Annotated in this window: 13 protein-coding genes; 3 read left to right on the forward strand and 10 right to left on the reverse strand. The window is 61.4% G+C overall.

What is annotated here, in order from left to right; genetic code table 11:
* Positions 1 to 3: 3 nt before the first annotated feature.
* Both purF and VLL26_RS06825 read right to left on the reverse strand, forming a co-directional pair.
* On the reverse strand, positions 4 to 1,518 hold the full coding sequence (gene purF / locus VLL26_RS06820; RefSeq protein WP_425292308.1) for an amidophosphoribosyltransferase: 1,515 nt from the start codon (positions 1,516 to 1,518) through the stop codon (positions 4 to 6).
* Between the two features lie 36 nt (positions 1,519 to 1,554).
* Positions 1,555 to 1,971, reverse strand: coding sequence for a sterol carrier family protein (locus VLL26_RS06825; protein WP_342318371.1), 417 nt, complete (start codon positions 1,969 to 1,971; stop codon positions 1,555 to 1,557).
* Positions 1,972 to 2,023: 52 nt separating this feature from the next.
* On the opposite strand from VLL26_RS06825, the gene VLL26_RS06830 reads away from it, so the two are divergent.
* Positions 2,024 to 2,974: an acyl-CoA thioesterase gene (locus tag VLL26_RS06830; RefSeq protein WP_425292257.1), complete on the forward strand. Its 951-nt coding sequence runs from the start codon at positions 2,024 to 2,026 to the stop codon at positions 2,972 to 2,974.
* An 18-nt stretch (positions 2,975 to 2,992) separates the two neighbouring features.
* Here VLL26_RS06830 and purL read toward each other — a convergent pair whose 3' ends face one another.
* Genes purL through purS form a run of 3 tightly spaced genes read right to left on the reverse strand, consistent with a single transcriptional unit; the run spans position 2,993 to position 6,194 of the window.
* A complete protein-coding gene (purL, locus tag VLL26_RS06835; protein ID WP_342318373.1) occupies positions 2,993 to 5,287 on the reverse strand; it encodes a phosphoribosylformylglycinamidine synthase subunit PurL in 2,295 nt (764 codons plus the stop codon).
* An 8-nt stretch (positions 5,288 to 5,295) separates the two neighbouring features.
* Positions 5,296 to 5,967, reverse strand: a complete 672-nt coding sequence (gene purQ / locus VLL26_RS06840) for a phosphoribosylformylglycinamidine synthase subunit PurQ (RefSeq protein ID WP_342318374.1) — start codon at positions 5,965 to 5,967, stop codon at positions 5,296 to 5,298.
* Complete coding sequence (gene purS / locus VLL26_RS06845; protein WP_342318375.1) at positions 5,964 to 6,194, reverse strand: phosphoribosylformylglycinamidine synthase subunit PurS; 231 nt, start codon at positions 6,192 to 6,194, stop codon at positions 5,964 to 5,966. Before purS ends, purQ begins: the two co-directional genes overlap by 4 nt.
* A gap of 265 nt (positions 6,195 to 6,459) precedes the next feature.
* Here purS and VLL26_RS06850 point away from each other — a divergent pair, with 265 nt between their 5' ends.
* Positions 6,460 to 9,081, forward strand: a complete 2,622-nt coding sequence (locus VLL26_RS06850) for an ExeM/NucH family extracellular endonuclease (protein ID WP_342318376.1) — start codon at positions 6,460 to 6,462, stop codon at positions 9,079 to 9,081.
* 4 nt (positions 9,082 to 9,085) lie between these two features.
* On the opposite strand, the gene VLL26_RS06855 is transcribed toward VLL26_RS06850, so the two are convergent.
* The 4 genes from VLL26_RS06855 to VLL26_RS06870 all read right to left on the reverse strand — a co-directional run bounded on the left by VLL26_RS06855 (position 9,086) and on the right by VLL26_RS06870 (position 13,616).
* A complete protein-coding gene (locus VLL26_RS06855; protein ID WP_342318377.1) occupies positions 9,086 to 9,592 on the reverse strand; it encodes a glutathione peroxidase in 507 nt (168 codons plus the stop codon).
* 32 nt (positions 9,593 to 9,624) lie between these two features.
* Entirely contained in the window at positions 9,625 to 10,305 is a 681-nt protein-coding gene (locus VLL26_RS06860; RefSeq protein WP_342318378.1) for a DUF2334 domain-containing protein, read from the reverse strand.
* A gap of 8 nt (positions 10,306 to 10,313) precedes the next feature.
* Entirely contained in the window at positions 10,314 to 12,494 is a 2,181-nt protein-coding gene (locus tag VLL26_RS06865; RefSeq protein WP_342318379.1) for a S9 family peptidase, read from the reverse strand.
* A 225-nt stretch (positions 12,495 to 12,719) separates the two neighbouring features.
* Positions 12,720 to 13,616 carry a phosphoribosylaminoimidazolesuccinocarboxamide synthase gene (locus tag VLL26_RS06870; protein WP_342318380.1) on the reverse strand — a complete coding sequence of 299 codons (897 nt, stop codon included), beginning with the start codon at positions 13,614 to 13,616 and terminating at the stop codon, positions 12,720 to 12,722.
* Between the two features lie 102 nt (positions 13,617 to 13,718).
* Between VLL26_RS06870 and VLL26_RS06875 the strand changes: the two genes are divergently transcribed.
* Positions 13,719 to 14,414: a hypothetical protein gene (locus tag VLL26_RS06875; protein ID WP_342318381.1), complete on the forward strand. Its 696-nt coding sequence runs from the start codon at positions 13,719 to 13,721 to the stop codon at positions 14,412 to 14,414.
* On the opposite strand, the gene purB is transcribed toward VLL26_RS06875, so the two are convergent.
* Positions 14,411 to 15,850: an adenylosuccinate lyase gene (gene purB / locus VLL26_RS06880; RefSeq protein ID WP_342318382.1), complete on the reverse strand. Its 1,440-nt coding sequence runs from the start codon at positions 15,848 to 15,850 to the stop codon at positions 14,411 to 14,413. The genes VLL26_RS06875 and purB overlap by 4 nt on opposite strands.
* Between the last annotated feature and the right edge of the window lie 12 nt (positions 15,851 to 15,862).

The raw sequence follows: 15,862 nt of genomic DNA on the forward strand, positions 1-15,862 counted from the left end.
GGGCTAGTTGCTACCTTTCTGAAGCCGGCGGACGAGGTCCGCATTGTGGTTGCCCTCGGGAAGCCCCAGCGGGTACTCGCCGGTGAAGCAGGCAGCGCAGAGGGCGGAGGCGGGCTGCTCGGTGGCGGCAATCATGTCCTCGGTGGACACGAACGCCAAAGAGTCGGCACCAATGACCGTTCGGATCGACTCGTTGATAGCAGTGTCGCCGCCGCCCACACCACTGTTGGCAATGAGCTCGCCGGGACTAGCGAAGTCGATACCGTAAAAGCACGGCCACTTCACCGGCGGGGAGGCGATGCGCACGTGCACCTCAGCGGCACCCGCTTCGCGCAAAAGCTTGATCAACTTGCGCTGAGTGTTGCCGCGCACGATCGAATCATCCACCACGATTAGCTTCTTGCCCGCAATAATCTCGCGGACGGGGTTGAGCTTCAAACGCAAACCCAACTGGCGCAGCGTATCCGAAGGTTGAATGAACGTGCGGCCCACGTAGGCGTTTTTCATCAAGCCCTGCTTAAACGGAATGCCCGAAGCCTCCGCGTAGCCGATCGCGGCGGGCGTGCCAGACTCCGGCACCGGCATAACTAAATCACCGTCGACGGGGGCGACGCGTGACAGGCGGCGTCCTATTTCAATGCGGGAAGCGTGGACAGAGCGACCCTCAATGACCGAGTCGGGGCGGGCCACGTAGACGTACTCAAAAACGCAGTGCGCACGCGGCTTATCCGCGAAGCGCTCAGTGCGCACACCAGATTCATCAATGCAGATCAACTCGCCCGGCTCAATGTCGCGCACAAAGGTGGCGCCGACAATGTCGAGGGCGCACGTCTCGGAAGCGACCACCCATCCCCGGTCTAAGCGGCCAAGCGCCAGCGGGCGCACCCCGTGCGGGTCGCGGGCGGCGTAAAGAGTGTGGCCGTCGGTCATCATGAAACAAAACGCTCCCTCGATGCGGGGGAGAAGTCCGCGGGCGGCGTCGAGAAGCGTCGCATCGTCTCGGATAGCGTCGCTCAGCAGTGCCGAGACCACTGCCGTGTCGGAGGATGAGCCCTGGCCTTCCACACCATCAGCCGGGATCAGTTTGCGCTGGATCGCTTCCTGTTGTAACTGCTGGTAATTCGTCAAATTGCCGTTGTGCGCCAACGCCACATCGGTGCCGTTAGGCGAATTGCGAAACATCGGCTGGACATTTTCCCAACTATTGCCACCGGCCGTGGAGTAGCGAGTGTGTCCGACAGCGACATCGCCTTGGAGAGCATCGAGGACGGACTCATCAAAAACCTGAGAAACCAAGCCGGTGTCCTTGAACACAACAATGTTTTCTTTATCGCCCACAGCAATACCCGCACCCTCCTGACCGCGGTGCTGCAGGGCGAACAACCCGAAGTACGTGAGCTTAGAAACATCCTCGCCCGGGGCCCATACCCCGAACACCCCACATTCTTCACGCGGTTCGTCGCTAACATTGCCTGACGCGTCACTGGGCGCGGAGCCGTCAAAGACCCCGGTGTTCACGGTTTGCACGTGCCCCACTTTAACGGATTACCCCCCTTAAATGGCAATCACCGGCAGCCCTTTTCCCACTTCGCCCGCACGCGATCCGCTCACCTCCACCGTCCCGGCGCGCATCGCTTCTGCGAGTTCTAGCTCACCAACGGCCAAAAGAAGCCACGTGCGGGCATCGCACTGCACCACATTCGGCGGCGTGCCGCGAGTATGGCGCGGGCCTTCAATGCACTGGACAGCCACGAAAGGCGGGACGCGCACCTCGACGGCATGCCCCGGAAGTTTCGCCGCGAGGGCGCGCGCACTTTGCCGACACGCCTGAGCTAACACTGCCCTTGCTGGCATCTCTGCCTCTCCGCGCAGCCACGGAACGACAGCGTTGAGCGCGGCACGCGTGGTCGCCGGATCATTCTTAAAGGTCATGACCACATCATACGAACCATCTACGTAGAATATGGCCATGACTGTTGCTTCCGACTCAACCGGGAAATCCCCTGAAGTTACCCTCCGTTTCATGGCCTCACCAACCGATGTCATTCTTGCGGGGGCTCAAGGAGTCTCCGGTGGCAGGGTCCTGGAATGGATTGACAAGGCGGCCTACGCCTGCGCCGCCCAGTGGTCCGGCACTTACTGCGTCACCGCCTACGTAGGGCACATCCACTTCACCCGCCCTATCCCCTCAGGCCACATGGTGGAGATCCGTTCCCGGATCGCCCTGACGGGCCGTTCCTCCATGCACATCGTCAACGAGGTACTCTCGGCCGACCCACGCGAAGGTGTGTTCACCAGCGCCTGCGATTGCCTAGTCATCTTCGTGGCGAAAGACCCCTCCAGCGGCAAACCAATGGAAGTTCCCACCTTCAAGCCGTTGACCGAGGACGATAAACGCGTCGAAGCTGCCGCACTTACCCGCATCGGTTTACGCAAGGAGATCGAAGCGGAGATGCTCAAGCAAACCTACACCGACGATTCGACCGCCCCCCGTGTCATTCACCGCTTCCTTGCCAAACCCACCGACATCAACTGGGGCGGCAACGTCCACGGCGGCACAGCCATGGAATGGATTGATGAGGCCGGGATCAACTGCACTATGGAGTGGTCAGGCGAACGCACGGTAGCGGTCTACGCTGGCGGTATCCGCTTTTACAAACCTATTTCCATCGGCGACCTCATCGAGGTCGACGCGCGTATCACACGCACCGACGCCCGCTCCATGCATTGCGCGGTGGAGGTGCGCTCCGGCAGCCCCCGCGGCGGCCGCGAGAACCTGACCAGCGCGATCCACGCGACGTTTACCTATATCGGTGTCAACATCGACGGCGAGCCCTTGGCGGCGCGTCAGTTCACCCCGCAAACAGAAGAAGACCTCCGCTTGTGGGAGCACACTCAGACGCTGAAAGACCTGCGCGCCGAGTACGCACCCATCCCCCTCGTCGAGCTGCGGGGCCCGGCCCAACTGCTGTAGGTAGCAGCCAAACCGCCCCTATACCGCCGCGTTGGGGGCGGTGGCGTGGCCGAAGTGCTCCGGCAACGTCGCCGACCAGGCATTGACCAGTTCGGCCAGCGCGATAGTTTCACCGCCAACCTTCATCTCGCCGGAACCATTGGTCTTGCCGATGACCACCGCCGGGATGCCCAGGCCCACGGCACGCTCAATGATGCCGTCGACCAAATTGGAAGTCGCCGCAATGAGTACCCGTGAGGCCGACTCGGAGAACATGGCGGTGAAGGCATCGGAGTGAACCTGATCAACATCGAGCTGCGCGCCCTTTCCTGAACCTTGCAGCAACTCGAAAATGGCCTGCGCCAGACCACCTTCCGACAGGTCGTGCGCGGCGTTGATGCCGCCGTGGTTGCGAAAGAACTCCGCCAAGCGCGCCTCGTTGGCTAGGTCGACCTGCGGGGGCAGACCCGACAGTCCCGCACCGGAGATATCTTGCCAAACCGAACCGCCGAACTCCTCGCGGGTCTCACCCAACAAAACCAGCTCGTAGTCCTCATCCTCGCCGGTGATCCGGTTGCGGATGGTTGTATTGACGTCCTCGATCACGCCCAGCACGCCCACAACCGGGGTGGGCAAGATGGGGGTTTCGCCGGTCTGGTTGTAGAAGGAGACGTTGCCACCGGAGACGGGGATTTCCAGCTCGCGGGAGCCGTCGGCAAGCCCATGCACAGCCTCACGGAACTGCCACATCACGTCCGGGTTCTCCGGAGATCCAAAGTTGAGACAGTTCGTCACAGCGACCGGGGTCGCGCCGGTGACCACGACGTTGCGGTAAGCCTCGGCCAGCGCCAGACGCGCACCCATGTTCGGGTCGAGATAGGTGTAGCGTCCCGATGCGTCGGCGGAGACGGCGACACCGCGAGAGGTGTCCTCGTTGATGCGCAAAACACCAGCGTTGGCGTGTTTGGCCTGCACGGTGTTGCCGCGCACGTAGCGGTCATACTGCTGCGTGATGAAATCGCGGGAACACAACGCCGGCGAGGCAACCATCTTCTTCCATGCCTCGGTGATGGCGACGGACGTATCGACATCACCACCAGCTTGCACCTCATCTTGCCATGCGGGGCGGGCGAAGGGACGCTCGTAGACCGGGCCCTCGTCGATGGTCGACGGCGGGGCATCGAGCACGATCTCACCGTTGTGGTAGACGACGTAGCGGTCCTTTTCATCAGTGACCTCACCGATAACAGCCGCATTGACGTCCCACTTGGCGCAAATCTCCATGAAGCGGTCGATATTTTCTGGGGCAACCACAGCACACATGCGTTCCTGCGACTCCGAGGCGAGAATCTCAGCCGCGGACATCTTCTTGGCGCGCAGCGGCACTGCATCCAAATCGACGCGCATGCCACCGTCGCCTGCTGCCGCCAGTTCAGAAGTTGCGCAGGCGAGGCCGCCGCCACCTAGGTCTTGAATACCCACGACCACGCCCGCCTGGTACAACTCCAGACAGCACTCAATGAGCACCTTCTCAGCGAAGGGGTCGCCGACCTGCACAGCGGGAAGTTTGCGCTCCTCACCTTCCTCGAAGGTGGCGGAACCCAAAACAGACACACCGCCGATCCCATCGAGCCCGGTGCGAGAACCGAACAACACAACCTTGTTGCCAGTGCCGGAAGCAAAGGCAAGCTTTAAATCCTCAACCTTGAGAGTGCCCACACATAAAGCATTGACCAGCGGATTTCCCGCGTAAGCGGCGTCGAAAACAGTCTCGCCTCCGATGTTGGGCAGGCCCAAGGAGTTGCCGTAGCCGCCGATGCCATGAACAGCACCCGGAAGCACACGCTTAGTGTCCGCGGCGTCAAGAGGGCCGAAACGTAGCTGATCCATCACCGCGATCGGGCGCGCCCCCATGGCCATAATGTCGCGGACGATCCCGCCGATACCGGTGGCCGCACCTTGGTAGGGCTCGACAAAGGAAGGGTGGTTGTGACTTTCCACGCGGAAGGTCACCGCATCGCCGCCCCCGATGTCAACCACACCGGCGTTCTCGCCGATACCGGCGAGAATTTTCGACGCCATCTTTTCGGTCATAGTCTCACCGAAGTAGCGCAAGTGAGTCTTCGAGGACTTGTAGGAGCAGTGCTCGGACCACATCACGGAGTAGACCGTCAGCTCCGCATCGGTGGGGCGCCGCCCCAAGATGTCACGGATGCGCTGGTACTCGTCGTCTTTTAAACCCAGCTCCGCGTAGGGTTGGGCCAACTCCGGGGTAGCTTGTGCGTTGTCGACCGTGTCGTTGCGCACAGCGTTAGCAGCAGAATTACCGGTCACGATGACTTTTACGCTCCGATCGAAGAAATAGCGGACAAAAACAGACCTAGACCGTCCTCAGACGGGCCGGTCAGCGCCTCAATGGCGTGCTCAGGGTGGGGCATGAGGCCGACAACGCGGCCGGTTTCGTTGGTGACACCCGCAATAGAGTTAAGGGAGCCGTTGAAGTTGTCCGTGTAACGAAAGACAACGCGGCCTTCTTTCTCCAACGCCTCAATAGTCTCCGGGGCAGCCTGGAAACGGCCTTCGCCGTGCTTCGCCGGGACAAGAATTTTCGCTCCTTCGTCAAAGGAGTTAGTCCAGGCAGTCTCAGAGTTACACACCTCAAGGTAGGTATCCACGCAGTGGAAATTGAGGTTCTGGTTACGGGTCAAAGCGCCCGGCAAAAGACCCGCCTCCGTCAGGATTTGGAAACCATTGCAAATACCCAACACTGGCATGCCCTTACCGGCAGCTGCAACGACCGCCTTCGTCATCGGGGCTTGCGCGGCGATCGCACCGGAGCGCAAATAATCGCCGTAGGAAAAACCACCGGGGACGACCACAGCGTCAACACCGGTCAAGTCGTCGTCGGCGTGCCAAAGCTCTTTGGCTTCGGCTCCAGCGCGGCGGACCGCGCGCAAAGCGTCGACGTCGTCAAGCGTGCCAGGGAAGGTGATAACGCCGATGGTCGCTGTCATCGAACAACCTCGAAATCCTCAATGACGGTGTTAGCCAGAAGCGTCTGCGCGACGCGTTGCAATTCCTCGTCGGTAACAGAGTCATCGACCTCAATTTCAAAGCGCTTGCCCTGGCGGACATCCTCCACGCCACTGACGCCGATGCGGCCCAGTGCACGCAGGACGGCCTGGCCCTGCGGATCGAGGATTTCTTCCTTCGGCATGACATTTACCACGACACGTGCCATGAGTTTCCTTTGCTAGTTGGAATCCACACTTGGACGTCAGGAGGCATCCAAAGACAGCGCCAGTATATAGGATGAGACAACCCTCAAATCAGGCGCACTCAGGCCACGCGAAACGGGGATCGCCCTGCGAAAAGATCGCCATTTTTCTAAACCCAGGATGAATTCGTGTCTAGGAAGTAGCTCCAACCGTGCCGCAAGCCTTAGGATGTGGCCAAACCCCTCAGCCTTCTGCGGTTTTCTGGACACATTCCCAAAGGAATACTTCATGACACGCTTGTTTCGCCCCGTCCTTTCTGCGGCGTTGTCCATCGCTTTCGCCGCTGGCACCATTGCCGTCGCATCTTCCCCGGCACGAAGTGCAACCGACGGCTCCACCATCGTCATCTCCGAGGTCTACGGAGGCGGCGGCAACTCCAACGCCGTCCACTCCCATGACTTCGTCGAGCTCTACAACCCGACCTCTACAGACATCGACGTCACTGGTTGGCGCCTCGAGCAGTCCTCCGCCAAAGGCAACGTCGGCTCCTCCGTCACACTAAGCGGAGTGGTCCCCGCCGGATCCCACTTCCTCATCCAAGGCAACAGCGCCGGAGCCAACGGCCAGGCTGTACCCGCCGCGGATTGGCAGGGCTCTTTCAACTTCAGCGCGTCCGCCGCCATCGCCGAGCTTATCGACGCCACCTCCACCAGCGTCGACCTCGTGGGCTGGGGTGTTGCCACACGCTCAGAGACAAGGCCTGCCGCCGCAACGAACTCCACTACTTCCGTGCAACGCACCAACCCCACCGTCGACACCGACGACAACTTTGCTGATTTCATCGTTCAAGCACCCACCCCGCAGAACAGCGGCGCCGAAACAACAACGACGTACACCCCGATCGCTGAGATCCAAGGCACCGGCGCCACCTCCCCCTTAGAAGGGCAAACCGTGACCACCGAAGGAGTCGTTACCGCCGTCTACGCCGAAGGCGGCAAAAACGGCTTCTTCCTCCAAACCGCAGGCACCGGCACCGAACCGAAAGAGCAAGGCTCCGCCTCCGACGGAATCTTCGTCTACATGGACAAATACAAACGGTTCCCGGCGCGAGGCAACTCGGTGCGCGTCACAGGTTCCGTCAGCGAATTCTACGAGCAGACACAGATCACGGTGGCGTCGATAAGCGTGCTTTACCAAGATCTGGAACCGCCGAAAGCCTTAGACATTGAGCACCTGCCGGCGGGTGCGGCGGCGCGCGAGGCCTTCGAAGGGATGCTTGTTCGCCCGACCGGGGATTACACCGTGACCGACAACTACAACCTCATCAACACGGGCGAGATTGGGCTGGCACCCGGCAACCGCGCCCACCGCAGCCCGACTGACGTCGTAGACCCAGGCGAAAAGGCACAGGAGCTGGCGCGGAGAAACGACGCGGAGGTCGTCTACCTTGACGACGGCCGCACCCGCAACTACAACCGCGGAGACCAACAGAGCCCTCTGCCCTACATACTCACCTCCGACGCGGGCGTGAAATCGATCCGCACCGGCGACATGGTCGACTTCCAAACAGACGTGGTTGTCGACTACTCCTTCAACCAGTGGCGCTTCCAACCCCTCGAACCGATCACCGGCAAAAACCAAACAGATGAGCTGCCGATCACCTGGAAAGACTCCCGCGCAGCAACCCTCGAGGTGCCATCGACAGTCAACGGCGACTACTCCATCGGCTTTTTCAACGTGCTGAACTACTTCACCACTTTGGGCGAGGACACCCCCGGATGCATGCCCTACAACGACATCCACGGCAACCCAATCGGCACCACCAACTGCATTGTCCGCGGCGCCTACTCCCAGCACTCCTTCCAAGACCAACAAGCGAAAATCGTGACAGCGATCAACGCACTCGACACGGATGTACTCGGCCTGTCCGAAATTGAAAACACCGCCACTGTCACCGGCCTTAACAGCCAACGCGATGAGGCGCTCGCAGCGCTGGTGAACGCTTTAAACAAAAAGGCAGGCCATGAGCGCTGGGCCTACGTTGCCTCCCCGACAACCCTGCCGGCCAGCGAAGACGCCATCCGCGTCGCCTTCATCTACAACCCCTCCACGGTCAAACCCGTAGGCGAGTCTCACATCCTCGACGCCGCCGCCTTCACCGGCACCGCCCGCCAACCACTCGCCCAAGCCTTCGAACCAGCCAGTGGCGGCAACGCATTTGTCGCTGTGGTCAACCACTTCAAATCCAAAGGCCGCGTCGCCCACAACGATGCCGACACCGGCGACGGACAAGGCAACAACGCAAACTTACGCAACGCCCAAGCCGAGGCACTACTTCACCATGTACGTCAGCGCCACGATTGGGCACACCTGCCCATCTTCCTCATCGGCGACTTCAACTCCTACACACGGGAAGACTCAATACGCACCCTGAACCGAGGCGGCTTCGACATCATCCACCACGACAAAAACTTCGACCAAGCCTCCTACCAATTCGACGGCGAGGTAGGCTCCCTCGACCACATCCTCGCCAACGAAAAGGCCCGCAGCCTCGTGCAGGACTCCGCAGTGTGGAACATCAACAGCGACGAACCAGTCGCCTTCGAATACTCCCGCCGCAACTACAACATCCAAGACTTCTTCGGCGACGGCCCTCACCCGCTCTACGGCTACGGCAACCCCTTCCGCTCCTCCGACCACGACCCAATCAAAGTCGGATTCAATATCGAAACAAAAACTAAACCAACACCGGGCCCTAAACCAAGCGCGCTTGCTAGCGGCGGCACCTTCGGAATTATCGCGGCGATCATCGTCATCATCGGCGGAATCCTCACAGCGATCTACAACTTCGTGCCGGGCGTGCGGACACAGACAGAAGAAGTGATCAATTCCTTCGCGCCTCGCCGCTAGGCACTTAAAAACTCAGCGCTTCTTCGACAGCCGCAATGACCTCAAAGTCCTGCGGCTTCGTCTTGGGGCGAATTCGCGCCACCACACGACCATCACGCCCAATGAGAAACTTCTCGAAATTCCACGCCACATCCCCAGCCTCGCCTGCGGCGTCTTTCACTTCGGTAAGACGCCGGTACAACGGGTGGGCGCCAACACCGTTAACCTCCAATTTGGACAACAAAGGGAAAGTCACGCTATATCGGGTGCACGCAAAATCCTTGATCTGCTCATCGGTGCCAGGTTCTTGCCCCATGAACTGGTTACAGGGCGCACCGATAACCATCAACCCCTGCTCACCATAGGTTTCCTGCAAGCTCTGCAAACCCTCATACTGCGGGGTTAAGCCACATTCGGAGGCAACGTTGACTAAAAGAACGACGTCATCGCCGGCGATACCGTTGAGTGTGGCGGTGGTGCCGTCGTTGAGGGTGAGCTCGATGTCGCGGAGGTTTTCAGTGGTCTTTGTCATGGCGCCCACGATAGTGGCGAACTCAGCGCCCGTCAGGGCAAGAACAGCCGATAGTCGGCGGGCACGGCACCGTGTTCGGCTGCACCGACGGCTGCGGCAATGAAGTCTCGGCGGACTTTCTTCTCGTCCAGTTCGCGCCCCGAGACGGACAGGCGGATTGTATTGCCCTTCGCGGCGCCACGGCTAGCGGCGCGAATGACGTTTCGGCGCCACCACTTGGCCGCACCGAAACCTTCACCGACGGAGAGGTTACGGCAGCGGAAGAAACCTCCAGTTTCCACCAGATGCAGCCCCCTGGTGGAGGCAACCATCTTAAACCCGAAGTCCTCCACCACAGCGAGGGTGCCCTCGGAAAGCTGCCAGCGGGGCGGGGCGAAGATGTCGAATTCGTAGCCCAAAGAGCTCATCTGCCGGGTCGCGCCTTTGAGCCGCAAACGCGCCTCGTGGGCGCCCAGAGTGGCGAACTCGGCGCGGCGGCCCTGGGCAGGCTGATCGAAGCCGTTGAGAATCAGGGCGCGGCCCGCGGCACGTTGCTCGTCTAGCCAGCCTCGTGTTGTGTCATCTTTGGCCAGCCGCCATTTTTTGTCAATGTGTGGCGCCACCAGCAAAGAAACCGGAATGTTTTCTCGCTCCAGGTCGGCGACGACGGTGGCCACATCGTCAACAGTGGCGTCGAAAATCGAAGACAACGAGACGAGAACGTGGCCGGGCATGGGGAAAATTATCGCACAGTCTGCGCATCCGCGCCGGGGTCTGCATTTGCCCCGGCTTGATGTTTAATTGCGCCGCTGTGCGCGAGTGTCCAGGCGTACTCGAACGCGGTCTGTTTCCAGCGTGCGTAGCGTCCGGAGATTCCGCCGTGGCCAGCTTGCATCTCCGTTTTCAAAAGTATTTCGCCTCCGGTAGACAGTTCCCGCAGTTTAGCCACCCACTTGGCGGGCTCGACGTAAAGCACGCGGGTGTCGTTCAGGCTGGTCACTGCCAGGATGTCTGGGTATTTCTTCGCCTCAATGTTTTCGTAAGGGGCGTAGCTTGCGATGTAGTCGTAGAACTCGGCGTCGTGGTAGGGGTCGCCCCATTCTTCCCACTCCGTGACCGTTAGCGGCAGCTCAGGCATGAGGATGCTGGTCAATGGGTCCACAAAAGGAACGAGCGCCTGGATGCCGGCGAACTTTTCCGGGGCCATGTTCGCCACCGCGCCCATCAGTAGGCCGCCGGCGGAGCCGCCTTCGGCAACCAGTTGCCCGTAGGTGGTGATACCTTGGGCCACCAAAGCGTCGGCGCAGGCGATGAAGTCGGTGAAGGTGTTGATTTTCTCCTTGCCTTTGCCCCGGTCGTACCACAGCCGACCCATTTCGCCGCCGCCGCGCACGTGGGCGCAGACCCAGACCATGTCGCGGTCGAAAAGTGACAGCCGCGCGATGGAAAAACCCGGGTCCATAGACGCTTCGTAGGAGCCGTAGCCGTAGAGCAACGTCGGCTTTGGTTCGCTTAGGTCGAGGTCGGCGCGGTGGACAACAGACATGGGAACGCGGGTGCCGTCGTGTGCCGTGGCCCACATGCGCGTCGCCACGTACTCGTCCGCGTTGAAGTCGCCGCAGACCTCCTGCTGCTTAAGCAGGGTGAATTTGCCGGTTGCCACCTCGTAGTCAAGCACTTGCGTTGGCTGCGTGTAGGAGGTGTAGCTGACGCGCACCATCGGCGCATCCCACTCAGGGTTGCCTCCGAGGCTTGCGGTGTAGAGTTCCTCGTCGAACTCGATGGGGCGGAAGTCGCTGAGAGTCTGCCCCACCGTCGCCACGGATAGCTTTGCGATGCCGCCGTGGCGGTAGGCACAAAACGCGAAGTCACGGTAGGAGTCGATGCCTTCGATGCGTACTGCGTCGTCGTGCGCGATGAGCACCTCAAGGTCTGCAAGGGCAGGAAGCTTGCCGACGCCGCACATTCCCACCTCGTAGTTCGGGCCTGAAGCGTTGTGGGTGACCAGCCACGTTGGGCTGCCGCCGATTTCGGCGTAGTCAACGTCGTATTCCACTCCCTGCTGCCGCTGCCAAAGCACCTTGAACTGGCCCTCCGGGTTGTCCATGGGCAGGACGTGCCATTCGCTGGTCAGCTTGGACCCAGTGGAGATGTAGAGGTTTTTCATCGCACGGTCGGTCCCGATCGAAACATTGAAGCGCTCATCTGCTTCCTCAAAGACGAGCACGTCATCACTCGCCGGTGTGCCGATGCGGTGGCGCCAGATTTGGTACGGTCGCCACGCCTCGTCGACACGGGTGTAGAACAGGTAGTCCTCCCCCGCCCAGGTCGCGCCGTAGAAGATGCCTTCTAGGGTGTCTGCCAAAAGCTCGCCTGTCTCAAGGTCTTTGACCCGCAGCTCGAAGCGCTCATCTCCTTCCGTATCGGTGGAAAACGCGAGGTAGCGGCCGGATTCGGTGACTGAGGAAGCGCCCAGGGAGAAAAACTCGTGACCCTGAGCCAATTCGTTGAGATCCAGCAACACCTCTTCACCGGCGGGTGCGGAGCCGTCCTCCGGAAGCTCCGGCGGGGTCCACGGGTTGTCCGGGTGCGCTGCCAGCCGACAGCTCTTGGGGTAGTTCTGGCCCTCAATGGTTCTGCCGTAGTACCACCAGCCGCCCTGGCGTTGCGGGACGGACATGTCCGTTTCTTTCACGCGCGATTTGATCTCGGAGTAGATCTGTTCCGTCAGTGCTTCCAAGTCTTGGGTCTGCTGCTGGGTATAGGCGTTTTCCGCTTCCAAGTAAGCCAAAGTTTCCGGCGCTTCCTTGTCGCGCAGCCACTCATAGTTGTCAACAAACTCGCGGCCGTGGAAGGTCCGGGTCACCGGGCGTTGCGGGGCCCTCGGGGGTTGGATATTCGCCTCTGCGCTCTCCATCGTCATGGCAGATCAGTCTACGCGGGCCGCGTCCACCAAAGAGGGCTAGGTGGGCTTGCCCTGTGGGCGGAGTGTTTTTCGCTCATACACCCACGGCCACGACCACATTAACGCTTCAGCCACCAAGCCTTAAGCACATTCGACGCCACCGATGGTGCCGCAAAGCAATCGCCCCACAGCAAGAAATCACCACCTGCGCAAAGAAGTCTGTTCAGCCTGCCAACGTCACGCCTAGGCCATGGCCCCCGGCCACTTGGCAAACTTCTTGCCGCTCAGCCGCTCGTACGCTTCGACGTAGCGGTCGCGGGTCGCTTCGACGACGGAACCCGGAAGCTCCGGCGGCTCCACACCGCTGGCTGGGTCCCAACCGGACTTCGGTCCAGTCAGCCAGTTGCGCACGTACTGCTTGTCAAAGCTGGGCTGGACACGGCCCTCTTCATACGTGTCAGCCGGCCAGTAACGGGAAGAATCGGGGGTGAGGACTTCGTCGGCAAGCACGAGCGTGCCGTTTTCGTCGAGGCCGAACTCAAGCTTCGTGTCAGCAAGGATGATGCCGCGAGTCTCCGCGTACTCAGCGGCGCGGGTGTAAATATCCAAAGTGGCGCTGCGTAGCTTGTCAGCAAGATCCGTACCCAACTTGTCAGCAACATAGTCAAAGGGCACGTTTTCGTCGTGGTCGCCCTGCTCCGCTTTCGTCGCCGGGGTAAAAATCGGTTCCGGCAACTGAGAGGCTTCCACGAGGCCACCGGGAAGCTGGATGCCGCACACAGCGGCCTCGCTGTCGTACTCCTTCTTGCCGGAACCAGTGAGGTAACCGCGGGCGACACACTCAAAGGGGATCATCTCTAGGCGCTTGACCACCTGGGCGCGGCCGAGGACCTCCTCGGGGATGCGCTCATCGTCGATCGGGCCAGCAAGGTGGTTCGGGACGTCAGACAGCAGGTCGAAGAAGAACATCGACGTTGCAGTGAGCACCCGGCCCTTATCCGGGATCTCCGGATCGAGCGAGAAGTCGAAAGCGGAAATCCGGTCGGTGGCCACCATCAGCAGGGTGTCAGAATCCACCTCGTAGATTTCGCGGACCTTGCCGCCGGACAGGTGGTCGTAGTCAGAAAGCTCTGGACGCATGATGACGGAGTTTACCCCAGCTCAAAGAGATCACGCAGGTAGCCAGCGTTTAACACCACGGCGGCAGTAGTCCCACGGGTGTAGTGGCTTAAAGTAAAAGCCATGTACGAGCCCCGCCGTGTTGTCTTTGCCTTTCGCCCACTGGCCGCAGCGCTGCTCACCGCCCTGCCGCTGGCCCTGTCGGCCTGCGGCTCCGTCGACCCCGCAGACAGCCAACCCGTCACAGAGCTGCGCAACCAGCCGGAAGGATTTAAACCCACCGACGACGGCGCCACGTTGCAATTCAACGAACCGGCGAAGATCGTGACGACGAACTTCACCTCCGGCGTCCCCGTGTATTGGGAGGTCACCGTGGGCCCGCCAAAGGAGCTGACGGTCAGGGAGGTCGCGGAGCACCTCGGGCGTGACCCACAAAACTTCGACGAGAAAAGAGCCGAACCCATCCGAAAGTTCCGCTGCTTTAAAGTCACATTCACCCCGCTCGGCACCGGCCTGGGCCGCTCCGACGCTCCAACAACCGTCGAGCTTCCCACCCTCACACCTGTCGACGATTTCGGCACCAACGCCAACTTCGTCAAAACTGGCGCGGAGCAGTACTGCGGACTCAACCCCGACGAGCAGGTCCCCGCCTACACCGCCGACATCGAAAAAGGCCGCCCCTACGAAACAGCCGTGGTGACCTGGGAGGGCCATCGCGACCCCGGCATCGTCGGCACCGGGGTGCGGCTAAATACGCTGATCAGCCCGCGCAATCCGGCGCAGCCAGCGCAGTCGGTTACCTGGTTCGAGGGCAACTAAAGGATCTCACCCGGGGTGTAGCCTGCGGCATCGGGGTGGGCGTCGACAAGCGTCTGGATGCGCGCGAGCACGGCGTCGACCTGGGACTCGGCGGCCCCGATGAATACGTGACGGTCGGCCAACGCGGCGTCGAGGGCGGCGCGGTCTAGCGGCAGGCGCTCGTCTGCGGCGAGGCGCTCGATAAGGTTCTGCTCCGCACCGTTTTCGCGCATGTCCAGCGCCATCGCGACGGCGTTTTCCTTGATCACCTCGTGCGCGGTCTCACGGCCGACGCCCGCGCGCACCGCCGCCATGAGGATCCGGGTCGTGGCCAAAAACGGCAGGTAGCGGTCCAGCTCACGGTTGATCATGGCCGGGAAGGCGCCGAACTCGTCGAGCACCGTCAGGAAAGTCTCTAACTGGCCGTCGATGGCGAAAAACGCATCCGGCAGCGCCACGCGGCGCACCACCGAGCAGAACACGTCGCCCTCGTTCCACTGCTGGCCGGAGAGGTCCGCGACCATGGTGAGGTAGCCGCGCAGGATGACCTGGAAGCCGCCGACGCGCTCGCAGGAGCGCGCGTTCATCTTGTGCGGCATGGCCGAAGATCCGACCTGGCCTTCCTTGAAGCCCTCGGTGACCGTCTCGTTGCCGGCCATGAGCCGGATGGTGGTGGCCAGCGACGACGGCCCGGCACCCAGGTGGACGAGGGCGGAGATGGCGTCGAAGTCGAGGCTGCGCGGGTAGACCTGGCCCACCGAGTCGAAGGTGCGGGCGAACCCGAGGTGGTGGGCGATCTGGGCTTCGAGCTGCGCAAGCTTCGCCTCCTCGCCACCCATGAGGTCGAGCATGTCCTGGGCGGTGCCCATCGGGCCCTTGATGCCGCGCAGCGGGTAGGTTCCTAGCAGCTGTTCGATGCGCTCGACGGCGAGCAGGATCTCATCCGCCGCAGAGGCAAAGCGCTTGCCCAGCGTGGTGGCCTGCGCCGCGACGTTGTGGGAGCGACCCGCCATGACCAGCGACTTGTATTGCTCGGCGCGGTTGCCCACCGCCTTGAGCAGGGCGATCGCCTTGTCGCGCGTCAGCTCCAGGGCGCGGACGATCTGCAGTTGCTCGACGTTTTCGGTCAGGTCGCGGCTGGTCATCCCCTTGTGGATGTGCTCGTGGCCGGCCAGCGCATTGAACTCCTCGATGCGTGCCTTGACGTCGTGCCGGGTGACCTTCTCGCGCTTGGCGATGGAGTCCAGGTCCACCCGGTCGAGCACCTCCTCGTAGGCGGCGATGGCCTCGTCCGGAATGTCCACGCCGAGGCCCTGCTGGGCCTTCATCACGGCGACCCAGAGCTGGCGCTCCAGGATGATCTTGTGCTCGGCGCTCCACAGAGTCGCCATCTCAGGCGAGGCGTAGCGGTTGGACAGGACATTCGCGTTCATCGGTTTTTCAGCCACGGGTGTCATTATCGCACGCTG

The organism is Corynebacterium sp. BD556, from assembly GCF_038452275.1.
Lineage (GTDB): Bacteria > Actinomycetota > Actinomycetes > Mycobacteriales > Mycobacteriaceae > Corynebacterium > Corynebacterium mayonis.